The sequence below is a fragment of the Pedobacter sp. SYSU D00535 genome, assembly GCF_017355855.1.
Lineage (GTDB): Bacteria > Bacteroidota > Bacteroidia > Sphingobacteriales > Sphingobacteriaceae > Desertivirga.
This window is the reverse complement of sequence record NZ_JAFEWD010000006.1, coordinates 92,186-104,239: the sequence shown is the minus strand read 5'-3', so window position 1 is coordinate 104,239 and position 12,054 is coordinate 92,186. Positions and strand designations below refer to the sequence as shown.

Genomic DNA, 12,054 nt, shown 5'->3' with positions numbered 1-12,054 from the left:
TACCTAAAACGCCGCAAGTATAAGTTTTTGTTTTCCCGCTACTAAAAACTATTTTCAGTCCCGCAACTTTAAGGTTGAACATCACCCTCATGAGTAAATCGAAAATTGCAGTTATAGGTGCGGGATTTGCCGGTCTGACGACCGCAGCATTGTTAGCAAAAGAAGGACATTCAGTTACCATATTTGAGAAAAACGACCAGCCAGGCGGTCGGGCAAGGATTTGGGAACAAGATGGGTTCAGGTTTGATATGGGGCCGAGCTGGTACTGGATGCCAGAGGTTTTCGAGAACTATTTTAAGCTTTTTAACAAAACTACTGCTGACTTCTATCAGCTTATAAGGCTTTCACCATCTTACCGAGTATATTGGGGGCGGGATTATTATACGGACGTACCCGCCGAACTGGAAGCCTTGAAAGCTTTGTTCGAAGAAATAGAGCCGGGGGCATCTGCAAAACTCGAACAGTTCCTTGAACAGGCAAAGTACAAGTATGATAAGGGGATGAACGACTATGTTTACCGTCCTTCCCACTCAATCACAGAATACCTCGATCCAAAACTTCTTGTTGAAAGTTTCAAGATTCAGATGTTTACTACCATCCGATCGCATATCAGAAAGTATTTTAAGAATGAAAAGCTTATCAAGATCCTTGAGTTTCCGGTGTTATTTCTTGGTGGGACTGCTCAAAACACACCTGCTCTTTATAGTTTGATGAACTACGCTGATCTGGTTCTCGGCACCTGGTACCCCGTAAACGGGATGAATGAAATTGTAAAAGCGATGGTCGCTGTTGCGCAGTCTCAGGGGGTGACAATCCTGTTGAATCAGGAGGTAAAGGAAATTTTGATTGAGGGCGACAAAGCAAGGTCCATAGTGACCCAGCATGGAGCCTTTCCTACAGATTTCATCATTTCTAATGCCGACTATCAGCATACAGATCAAAAGCTGCTGCCCAAAGACGCACGAAACTACTCTCCTGAATATTGGGAAAAACGAACCATGTCTCCATCTTCCCTTCTATTCTATATCGGCACTAACAAGAAGATCCCCAGCATCAAGCATCACAACCTGTTTTTTCATGAATCCTTAGATAACCATGCTGATACTATTTATGGAAATCCAAGATGGCCAGAAAAACCCCTATTCTACGTTTCCTGCACCTCAAAGACAGATAACACCGTTGCTCCTGAGGGCGGGGAAAACCTGTTTTTTCTGATTCCCCTGGCACCGGGACTACAAGATGACGCCAATTTACGGGAGAAATACTTTGAACTGCTGATGGAGAAGTTTAGTGAGATAACCGGTGAAGATATCAGAGATGCCATTGTAGTGAAAAGAAGCTATGCCCTCGACGACTTTATAAAAGATTATCATTCGTTTAAGGGGAATGCTTATGGCTTAGCAAATACCCTTCTTCAAACAGCTTTCTTGAAACCCAAGATGCGATCTTCCAAAATAAAAAATCTTCTGTTTACCGGTCAACTTACTATTCCGGGCCCAGGGGTGCCACCCGCTATTATTTCCGGACAGGTAGCGGCCAGGGAAGCGCTGAAAACTCTTAGCAATTTTTAAATTAGGTGTTGCAACAGCTTTGTTGCAAACATATCTTCCGTCGTGGAGAAAAAATGTGAATATTTATAATTTCGGATGCGTTTAGATGCAAGAGAGTTTACTTGAACAGTTTAATCAGGAAGATCTACCACAGGAGATTGTTGAAAAAATAAAGGGAATAGATGCGGTGGCCAATGACTTTCCCGGCGTGATTATTATTCACAATATAATTACGCTGCAGGTAGTCTACATGTCCGAGCGAGGACAGAAAATGTTAGGCTTCTCTTTAAAACAGCTTCAGGAATTGGGTCCAGAATACCACAATAAATTCTTCAACCCTGAAGATGCAAAAGATTATATTCCCCAAATTATGGGACTTCTCCAACGCAACAATACGGACGAAGTAATCTCATTCTTCCAGCAAGTACGCGCCTCGGAAGCCGATGAGTGGAGTTGGTATATGAGCACGATCAGAATCTTAGCGAGAAACAAAAATGGCGAACCGCTGCTCACGATCAATTTTGCAGCTCCTATTGACCCCGAAAATCACAACACCCCGAAAGTGCAGCGTTTGCTGGATGAAAATGACTTCCTAAAAAAACATTACCACGAATTTTCACAGCTGAGTGAGCGCGAACAAGCCGTTCTTAAACTGCTCGCGGTAGGGAAAAGCTCACACGAAATAGCGCGTGAACTGTTTATCTCTACCGCCACTGCTGACACCCACCGCAGAAATATCCGGCAAAAATTAAAAGCAAACACATCTTACGAGCTGGCTCAATACGCAAGAGCATTCAATTTAATCTGAGTTTTTCAAAAAGTTTTGCTTCTTCATCCAATTTTCATCTTGCCAAAATAGTTTCGTTCCATCAAACATTAATTCACACAAATAAAGCAAGATGAAAACACTTAGATTTTTTACCAAATTATTTATGGGTGCTGCGGTACTCAGCGTTACCGCCACCTCTTGCCAGAAAGATGCAACTGATCCGGCAAATGATGTAGAAGATAGCCAGGCGATACTCGTTTCCGAATCCTCCGCATCTGCCGATGCCGTTTATATTGTCAATACCGGTTCTGTAGCAACTACACGTGACTCAATCACTGCAGATCAGCTGCCGTCTGCTATCGGCACTTACCTTTCTACCTATTACAGCGGCTATACCCTCAAAAAAGCATTCCGGCTCAACGCGAGCTCGCAAAACAACTTTATCGTAGTAATCAACTATCAGGATAAACCTGTTGGTTTACTGTTTGATGCTGACGGTAATTTTATTAAAGTATTTGAGCAACGCGAGCGGGGTAGTCTGAGAGGAAAAGGCTGGAAACACGGCGGCCGCTTTGACGGGCGTGATGGCAAGCACCGCGATACCATCGCCTTGACTTCCCTTTCTACCGCTATTAAAGCATACTTCCAATTAAGCTACCCTACAGACACCCTTCTGCATGCGCACGGAAACAAAGATGGAAGCGTAGTAGTAATCAGCACGAACAATGGTCTATATGCGACCGCCTTTAGCTCGACAAGTTTATTCATAAAGAGGGCACAGATTATTGCGCACAAGGGTAAAAAGACTGCTATCGCACAAGCACAACTTCCGGCCACCATTGCAGCTTACCTTACTACTACATTTCCTGGCTATGTCTTCAACAGGGCATTCGCTATACGATCTAATACTACAGTACAATCATACGTAGTATTTATAGATGCAAGCGGAACAAAGTATGGACTTCAATTCGATGCCAGCGGCCAGCTCGCGAAAAGCGTCGTGATCAGATAACAGCAAACTTTTTACACTTTTAACAGAAAGAACGGCCTTGGCCGTTCTTTTTCGCATTTAAAAGAGTTAGCTCGCTCCTTTTTAACTGGCTTTCCTGTAGGTTAAAAAATAGAACTAGGCGTAACCATGAAAACTATCAGCCGTATACAGGCGGATATAAATGAAACGCTTCATTATGGGAAATTTTTACTCGAGAGCACAGTTTACTACATTTTTTGTCCTCTTTTTGATATCGAAAATTGGCTTTTCTCAAAACGTAGGAATAAATTCTACGGGAACTAGCCCAAAAGCATCGGCGGGTTTAGATATCGATTTTTCTAACAAAGGACTGCTCATTCCCCGGGTAGAACTGACCGGAACTACAGATGTTACTACCATCCCATCCCCCGAAAAATCGCTGCTGGTGTTTAACTCCATTGTAAGAAGTGACGTAACGGAAGGGTACTACTACTGGGACGGAGCGAAATGGGTGAAGTTAACCACGGGTTCGAACAGTCAGTGGACTACCAATGGGAACGATGTGAGCTACTCCACTGGAAACGTCAACTTAGGTACTTCCACTTCTGTACCTTCTGCTCTATTCAATGCAAGCTCTACCAGTAAAGGTATTTTGATTCCACAAGTAGCTCTAACAAGGACAACCTTGGCTTCCCCCATTACCAGCCCGGCAACTTCTCTCCTTGTTTTCAATACGGCGTCAGCTAACGACGTCACCCCTGGATATTACTACTGGTATAATAACGCGTGGAACAGGTTCACATCTTCGGGCACCTCCTCCAGTAGCCAGTGGACAACTTCCGGATCTAATATTTATAGCAACAATACAGGTAGTGTCGGCGTCGGTTCTTCCAATTTCACGACTACCCCAGTCGATGGGGTAGTACCTACTGAAAAGCTACTTGTTGATGCGGGTACGACAACGTCCTTCAATGTTATTAGTGGAAAAGGGTCTATAAACAATTACCTGCAATTGAATGTACAGAACCGAAGCAGTGAAGCGAAAGCGAGCTCGGACTTAGTTGCTTCTTCTAACAATGCGACTGAAACCGCGAACTTTGTTAATCTCGGTATCAACTCCTCTGGCTACTCAACAATAAGTCCTACTACCAATCCTACTACTGACTTTGGTATTACTTCTGCTCCCAACACCGGCTATCTGTACTCCACCGGTAGCGACTTTGTAATTGGCAACGCCACTGCATCCCGAAATCTGAAACTCTTTACAGGTGGCACTACTCACAATAATGAGAGGATGCGTATAACAGGGACAGGACAGGTAGGTATCGGTGTTACCGATCCAGCTAACAACTTGGTGGTGAAAGACATTATAGAAGTAAGACGTACAGGAACTACTCCTGCTCAACTACTTTTCTCAAATACCGCGGGTAGTGGAGACTTCAGGATTGGTGGAGATGGAGGAGATATATTCTGGCAGGGCGGTGGAGGAAGATCACTCCAAATGGGATCTTATCACACTACAATTTTAGCCGGTGACCGCCAAAGCGACGTCCTTCCAGCGTATGCGGCACCAGTAGCAAACGTTGGAGTGTTGATCAAATCACAAAGAGACGCAAGCAACGCCCTGGTAGTTCAAGGTAATTCCGCCTCGCAGACAGCCAATTTAACAGAATGGAGAAATTCGGCAAACACTACCCTTGCGTCGATTAACAGGCTTGGTAATTTGGGTCTGGGCGTGTCCAATGCTGCTACGAAGCTTCACGTAGTAGGAAATGACGCGGTGAGACTCGATGGAGTGCAGACTGGAGCCAGCACGGATAGTATCCTTACTATCAAAAATGGCATTATAAAGCGTCTGGCTGCTTCTGCCTTAACCCCCTCGACTAATAGCTGGGCTTGGGGAGGTAATGCGGTAACCGCGGAGCAAAAGATTGGAACCACCTCAAATTTCGCATTACCCTTCATTACTAACAATACTGAGAAAATGCGTATTGACGTTGCCGGGAATGTTGGTATAGGAAATACTACCCCTGGAAACAAGCTTCACGTGACCGGAATAAACCCCCTAAAACTTGATGGAGTACAAACGGGCTCAACAACCGACAGCGTCCTTACAATGAGTAATGGTGTAATCAAGCGGGTAGCCCCGTCGTCTGTAACTGTAGGCTCCAGCAATGCCTGGGGGTTAGGCGGAACTAACATGGGAATTAACAATTACTTCCTCGGCACACTAGATGCAAAACCTCTAGTGTTTAAAACGGGTAATGTGGAAAGAATGAGAGTGCCTGAAACGGGAGGCCTAAATATAGATGCAGGCACCGAGACGATAGACGCTATAAAGATTGTAGGAAACAACCCGGACTACCTCCAGATAAATATTCAAAATCAAAACGGCGGCGCTGAGGCCAGTTCTGATATTGTTGCTACGGCTAATAACGGAAATGAAGATGTAAACTACATTAACATGGGGATTAATAGCGGCACTAACGCGGAGGCGGGTACGCTTGGAGGTCCCAATAAGGCCTACTTGTTTAGTACAGGCGACGATTTTGTGATTGGTAATGGAACCCCAGATAAAAACCTCACACTCTACTCCACTAACGGTGCAGGCGAAACGACTGAAAAATTTCGACTTAATTCAACAGGTGTTACCTTCTCTCAATCTCTAAAAAAAGTTACTACCAACTATACTATTACAATCGACGATTACACGGTACTTGCTGACCCTCCAAACACCACAATAAGTATCTATCTACCTGACGCAGCTACATTTCCAGGTCGAGTCTTTTTTATAAAGAAAATTGATAGTTCGACCGCGAATGTAACGGTTAGAACTAGTGTGAGTACTCAGCGAATAGACGGAGCAACTTCTCATAACCTAGAAAGGCAATATGGAAGCATTATGGTCCAGTCCGACGGGACTACTTGGTATAAAATTATGGAGAGTACGGCTCTTTAATGAGGCGGAAGATGTATTTACAAGAGAGATAGAAAAAACATGAGCAAGTCTAATTCAAAAAGCGTAAATGTCTATTTGACATTAGATCAGCCCTCTATTGACGGGTACTTCAACAAGCACGACCCTTCGCCTATTTACAAACGTCAGCTGAGTCATCAGTTTGAGCAATATATTTTGGCGTCGGTGTCAAGTGCTAAAAGGTACGACCCTATCTTCTACAAAATAAAATGCACTAACGAGATCGATAAACAGTATGCGGAGCCGGTGATGTATGCTATCCGCACTCACTTCAACGAGAAGAAAGCAGAAAGTCTGCGGCAGTTTACGAAGTTCAAGCGTCGTAATTGGGGAGTACTACTGGTGAGTCTGATCATTGTAATCATTCTTAACGTAGTATTACCAAATATGGTGGATGAGAAATACTTGTACAGCTCTGGGGTTCGTCACTTGCTGGACGTATTCTCGTGGGTGATCTTCTTTCATCCTATTGATGAGCTGATTTTCAACTGGAATTCCCATCTCAAAGAAATATTATTATTGAACAAGTTAGCTACTGCCGAACTAATCCTAATCCAAAATGAGAAAAAGTCAGTTATTTCTGATAATCTTAGGGTTGTGGCAGCTTAGCCTTCAGGCACAGAGCACAGCTACCTTTCAGCAATATTATACTGGAACGGGCAGCGCTTTTGTAGTAGCACCCATCTGGAGTTATGAGTTGAAAAATGGTAGATATGTGGAGGCCCGATACAACTATGAGGATCTGAACAGTTTGTCGGTTTACACGGGGCAAAGCTTCGAGAGAGAGGGAAAACTAAGCTGGAACTTTACTCCCATTGCCGGGGTTGTCCTCGGCAGATACACGGGCGGCTCTGTCGGTGCAAATCTGTCTGTTGACTATGGCAGACTATCCCTCTATTCTCAACCGCAGTATACTTTGTCCATGCACCGAGTGAAAGACAACTTCTTTTATCACTGGAGCGACCTTTCTTTTAGACTCACCAACTGGCTATCCGCCGGGATTTCTGCGCAACAGACGCAGAATTATAAGACGAAATCGGTTATTGAAAAAGGAGCCGTGGTTGAACTGAGCTATAAAAAGTTTTCCTTTCCATTTTATGTCTACAACCCTTCCGGAAAAAATAAATACTTTGTATTCGGCCTGAATTTCGAATTAAACACCCGTGGTAAAAAGACGAAAGCGGCCCCGGAAGTGAAACCGCTGCTTCCCCTACCAGAGGCTCCTAAAATTGTGGCGGCGGTAAAACCTCCGCAAACTGCTGAGGTAAAACACATAAAGGTAGCGACGTATTCAGCCTATGCAGAAAAAACGCCCCCGAGCAGAAGAAGCAATAGCAATGAGCAGCAGTACGCGGTAGCTCTCGGTCCGTTTAAAAACCATGAGGGGACCCTCGAGATGCAGGCAAAGCTAGCCACTGCCTTTGGGGCGAAAAACATGACTGTCGGTAAACATCAACTTTGGCTTACCGGCTTTGACACTAAAAAAGACGCCGAATCTTTTACAGAAAATAATACGTTTAAAGACTTTAGCACACCGTATTCCATCGTCTCCTACCGCGTCCGAAATGTACCGGTAGTAACATCGAAGGAGTAAGGTCGGTCATCCTGAAGAGGCTGGCAAAATTTATAGCTTATGTATACAAGTAGCATTCTGGTAATTGAAAAGGGAAATATCTTCCTTTCATGGTTTGGATTTACATGGTGGATTGAACTGCTTATTGTAGTAGTACTGATTATTGGCGCGTATTTCTTCCATCGCTCCAAAATCAAAAATCTTCAGCATGACATATCCGACTTGAAAAGACAGCTGCTCGAGCGGACGGAGATGCTTACCTATTCCAGGCAGAACGAGCAAAATGCCCGTGACGAGGCCGACCTGGCGAACAAAAATAAAAGCGCGCTCATTTCAAAGATCAGCCATGACATTCGCACTCCGATGAACACCGTGATGGGTATGGCATCGCTGCTAAAAGAGACTCCGCTCACCGCAGAGCAGATGGAATACAGTTCTACCATCCTCGAGTCGGGCGAATCCCTGCTAAAGCTTACCAATGATATTTTGATGAATGACATCCTGGAGTACTCCAAGGTAGAGTCTGGCAAAGAGTTGGAGGTAAAGGAATTTAACCTAAGAATCGCTGTTGAGGAAGTACTGGACATCTTTGCAGCCCGGGCCGCTCAAGCAGACCTGGATTTGGTCTACAGTATTGACAGCGACGTACCCTCACTGATTGTGGGAGACACTATGCGTCTGCATCAGATTCTAATGAACCTGATTGAAAACTCTATCAAGTTTACGCACCAGGGGGAGATTTTCGTAGGAGTTCATCTTGCAGAGGCCGATGACGAAAATCAGATAAAATTGCAATTTGAAGTTAGGGATACTGGTTCTGGGATGAACCTCATAAAGGAAAGCCAGATTGCGAAACAACTAGCCGATAGTCATTATCACGATGAGTCGCAAGGCTATGGCTTGATCATCTGCAAAAACCTGGTACACCTGATGGGCGGAAGTATTTCTGTTGAGAGCCAGGAAGGGCGCGGTTCTATGTTCCGGTTTACAATTGTAACCAGGACGAGTCCTCAGGTGGTCCGTTCGGTACAAGCTGATATGGCAGGACTGGACGACAAAAAGATTCTTATTGTAGATGACAATGCAAGCGTACGGCACCTGCTCTCAAGACAGTTGGCGAAATGGAGTTTAAACACCTCGACAACGGAATCCGGAAAGAAGGCGCTCGAGCATCTTGCTTCCGATAAAGCCTTTGATCTTCTGTTAATCGACTTAGTAATGCCGGAAATGGACGGAATTCAGTTGGCCAAACTGGTGAATGAACAGCATCCTAACCTTCCGATTATCCTATTGAATAAAACGGGAGATACCCAACATAAAAAGCATCCGGGCCTATTCAGCTCAATTTTGAACAAGCCGATCAGGCAGCATAGATTGAAAGAACAGGTGATTGCTGCGCTTCGGAATAAAAACAAAACTACCTTATCTGCGGATCAATCTAAGCTATCGGTGGACTTCGCCAAACAGTATCCACTCAATATTCTGGTGGCCGAAGACGATGTGATGAACCAAAAGGTAGTTATCCGGGTACTTGGCAAACTTGGATATGAGCCGATGATCGTGAACAATGGAAAGGAAGTATTGGAGGAGGTAAGCCAAAAGACTTACGATGTAATTCTGATGGACGTACAGATGCCTGAGATGGATGGACTAGAAGCTTCCCGAATGATCCGATTATGTCTAAATGTGCAACCAGTAATTATAGCAATGACAGCTAATACATTACAAGGGGATAGAGATGAGTGTTTAAGGTCCGGAATGGACGATTATATAAGCAAGCCGGTAAAACTGGAAGAGCTGGTAAACCTGCTCGAAAAATGGGCTATGCATAGCAAACTAAAACATTAACGTCATGAATTTCTTTACGATTAACCGGGGAGCTATAAGAAGAATTGGATTGCTAGCGTTGGTTGCAATGCCTTATGTTTCTTTTACCCAGGGGCTGTTTAATAATGGCGCAAATGTGGTAGTTAAAGATAACGCCACTATAAATATTAATGGTACTTCCGGCAATTACAGAAGTGAAGCTAGTGGAGTTATCAAAAACGAAAGTAGTAACGGCACAATTAGTCTTGGCGGCAACTGGATAAACAATGCAACTAACTCGGGATTTACCAATAGTGGAGCCACCGTTGTGTTAAACGGTTCAGGGGCTCAAAGTCTACAGGGTTCTACCCCCTCCTACTTCTACAACCTTACTGCCAACGGAACAGGAACGAAAACTGTGAATACCTCGGCTTCGGTTCAAAACATTGTTACTGTAGGTAGCAGTACCACTTTAAACGCTAACGGACTGCTAACTCTTTTGGCCACTGAAACTTCCAACGCTAATATCGGGCCGCTTCTTGATGGTGCGTCTGTATCAGGAATTGTAAATGTGCAAGCTCATTTTAGTGGAGGCACTGCACGGCATCGCATTTCAAGACCTATTTCTACCCCAATAGACGATGCTGCGGCCGCCGTTAATACCTATAAGCAACTGCAATCTCACATGATAATTACAGGCCCGGGCGGTACGAATAAAGGATTCGATCTTGGTGGAAGCGCGGCACCTCAAAGTGCCAGCTTAAACAAATACAACGAGACAGTCAAACGGGGAGTAAATCAATTTACTGCTATAGAAAACATCACCGACCGGCTTAACCCGGGCACCGGAGTATTTGTCTTCTATCGGGGCAATCGCACCAATTATAGCGCTAAAGTAAATGCGCCATTTGCTATCCCGGAAGCACAGGTAGTAACCTACCGGGGCCCGGTAAATCAAGGTAATAAAACTGTAAATCTTTCTTATACTTTCCACAGTGATGATATTGACTATAATGGGTTTAATCTGGTAGGAAATCCCTACCCATGCGTAATCGACTGGACCCTGGTGACTAAAGATTTGGATCTTGTGCACGACGAGCTCGTAATTCCAACTCAAACGGGAAGTTATGTTACTTACAAAGAGGGCATAGTAATAAATGGAACCCCCAACGCCAGTTACATCATGCCGGGTAAGGGTTTTTACGTACGTGCTAAAGGTACCGGCGCATCACTCACTTTCACCGAAAATTGTAAGGTTCCTACTATGACTCCGGAAAGATTAATGTCTGCTTCCTTTCAGGAGTCGCTTGCTCTAAACGCTGAGTCGTACTCCAACAGAACCTCGTTCAGTTCTCCCAGGATCATCAAGCAGTTAAGAATGAGCCTGCAAGATGATTTAAATACAGAAGAAACTGTATCGGTGTTTAAACCGGGCAATAGCGCGAAGTCAGGTATGGAAGATGCTATTTTTTGGGCGGGTAGCACTGTATCCATCTCTACACTATCTGCTGACGATAAGAAGCTTTCTATTAACGGAATGCCACAATTGGAGGAGGTACAGGAGTTGAAATTGTCAGTGACCGGTCCTGCAGGACAGACCTTACGCCTAAAATTTACTGATCTATCTGCAATTGAAGGTGCTCAAATATTCCTTAAGGATAACTATCTGAACAAGGTGACAGCTGTGAACTTGGGCGATGAATATACTTTCACAATAGACAAGTCAGTTGCTGCCAGCTCCGGCAACGATCGTTTTGTGCTCCTGTTCAACAAGCCGACGGTTTTGTCTGAAAGTCTTCTTTCTGTATCAGCCAAAAAAGAAGTTCGTGGCGCAGAAGTAAAATGGACAGTAGCCACGTCAAATAGGGCGGATCGTTTTGAGGTAGAGAAAGCAGTGAATGGTGATAGTTTCACGCCTGTGTCTACCGTGAGAGCAATTGCAAACAACGAGGGCTACACTTTTGTGGATGAAAACCCAGTAAATGGGACGAACTCCTACCGGATCAAACAGTTTGATGAGATTGGACGGTACAACTATTCACAGACAGTGAGCCTAAAATATTCGTTTGAGAACACCGCTTCCTATACGGTTTATCCAAATCCAGCAACGGACAAGATAGTTGTACAAACCGCAGACCGGAAATCTCCAACTATTTTAAGATTTCTAAACCTCCAGGGACAAGAAGTAAAAACGACAAAAATAGCTGCGATGCAAGCGCTCGAAGCCGATGTTTCGGCATTGCCAACAGGGGTATATATTTTACAGATAATCGATGCTAGTACCAACTCGCTTTTGGCCAGTACAAAATTGGTAAAACATTAATACTAAATTATCCAAAAGAAAAGGCCTTCTTACTTGCAAGAAGGCCTTTTCTTTTGGATTTGCTATTGAAGTAGAAAGCTAATCTT

Annotated in this window: 8 protein-coding genes; all 8 read left to right on the top strand. The window is 44.2% G+C overall.

Annotation, left to right across the window (positions count from 1 at the left end; translation table 11 throughout):
• The first annotated feature begins 89 nt into the window (after positions 1 to 89).
• The 8 genes from J4N23_RS13825 to J4N23_RS13790 all read left to right on the top strand — a co-directional run bounded on the left by J4N23_RS13825 (position 90) and on the right by J4N23_RS13790 (position 11,968).
• Positions 90 to 1,571, top strand: a complete 1,482-nt coding sequence (locus J4N23_RS13825) for an NAD(P)/FAD-dependent oxidoreductase (RefSeq protein WP_207428151.1) — start codon at positions 90 to 92, stop codon at positions 1,569 to 1,571.
• 85 nt (positions 1,572 to 1,656) lie between these two features.
• Positions 1,657 to 2,358: a LuxR C-terminal-related transcriptional regulator gene (locus J4N23_RS13820; RefSeq protein WP_207428150.1), complete on the top strand. Its 702-nt coding sequence runs from the start codon at positions 1,657 to 1,659 to the stop codon at positions 2,356 to 2,358.
• A gap of 91 nt (positions 2,359 to 2,449) precedes the next feature.
• Positions 2,450 to 3,331: a PepSY-like domain-containing protein gene (locus tag J4N23_RS13815; protein ID WP_207428149.1), complete on the top strand. Its 882-nt coding sequence runs from the start codon at positions 2,450 to 2,452 to the stop codon at positions 3,329 to 3,331.
• 160 nt (positions 3,332 to 3,491) lie between these two features.
• Positions 3,492 to 6,248 (top strand): hypothetical protein, encoded by a 2,757-nt coding sequence (locus J4N23_RS13810; protein WP_207428148.1) that lies wholly within the window; start codon positions 3,492 to 3,494, stop codon positions 6,246 to 6,248.
• A gap of 39 nt (positions 6,249 to 6,287) precedes the next feature.
• On the top strand, positions 6,288 to 6,875 hold the full coding sequence (locus J4N23_RS13805; RefSeq protein ID WP_207428146.1) for a hypothetical protein: 588 nt from the start codon (positions 6,288 to 6,290) through the stop codon (positions 6,873 to 6,875).
• A complete protein-coding gene (locus J4N23_RS13800; RefSeq protein WP_207428144.1) occupies positions 6,826 to 7,860 on the top strand; it encodes a hypothetical protein in 1,035 nt (344 codons plus the stop codon). The genes J4N23_RS13805 and J4N23_RS13800 overlap by 50 nt, the downstream gene beginning before the upstream one ends.
• A 39-nt stretch (positions 7,861 to 7,899) precedes the next feature.
• Entirely contained in the window at positions 7,900 to 9,687 is a 1,788-nt protein-coding gene (locus tag J4N23_RS13795) for a response regulator (RefSeq protein WP_207428143.1), read from the top strand.
• 4 nt (positions 9,688 to 9,691) lie between these two features.
• Positions 9,692 to 11,968 (top strand): T9SS type A sorting domain-containing protein, encoded by a 2,277-nt coding sequence (locus tag J4N23_RS13790; RefSeq protein ID WP_207428142.1) that lies wholly within the window; start codon positions 9,692 to 9,694, stop codon positions 11,966 to 11,968.
• Positions 11,969 to 12,054 lie beyond the last annotated feature (86 nt).